Consider the following 556-nt stretch of genomic DNA (forward strand, 5'->3'; position numbering starts at 1 on the left):
CCGGGCATTCGTCGCACCCTGTGGCACCACCCAGCCATACTCGGTGAGATGTCCGCGGAGCGCGTTGATGGCCTGGGTACGCTGCCGGATGAGCAACTCCCGGACGCGGAAGACGCTGGCCGCTCCTTGCGTTTCCTCGCTCTTCACGGGAACAAAGCGCATGTTCGGTCTTTGCGCCGCCTCGCAGATCGCCTCGGCATCCGCCGCATCATTTTTTTGCCGCTTGATGAAGGGCTTCACATAGGCGGGCGGGATGAGCTTGATGTCGTGGCCGAGCTTGGCCAGCTCCCGACCCCAGAAATGCGCGCCACCGCAGGCCTCCATCGCCACCAGGCAGGGCGGCAACTTGGCGAAGAACTCAAACACCTGAGCCCGTCTGAGCTTCTTGCGTAAGACAGCACTGCCTTTGCTGTCAGCACCGTGGACCTGGAACACATTCTTCGCCAGATCCAGTCCGACCGTGATAATCTCCGACATGACCGCCTCCCAATACGGATTGTTGCGATCCCACCTTGGCACGTCGATGCCGTCGGGGGGCGGTTACAGCATCAGAGCC

At 61.9% G+C, this 556-nt stretch carries 1 protein-coding gene; it reads right to left on the minus strand.

Features of this window, described 5'->3' with window-relative positions; genetic code table 11:
• Nucleotides 1-477, minus strand: a 477-nt coding sequence (locus Q1A36_RS21380) for an IS110 family transposase (RefSeq protein WP_299848206.1), incomplete at its 3' end; no start/stop codon positions are given.
• Nucleotides 478-556 lie beyond the last annotated feature (79 nt).

It is taken from the genome of uncultured Paracoccus sp., from assembly GCF_947487305.1.
Lineage (GTDB): Bacteria > Pseudomonadota > Alphaproteobacteria > Rhodobacterales > Rhodobacteraceae > Paracoccus.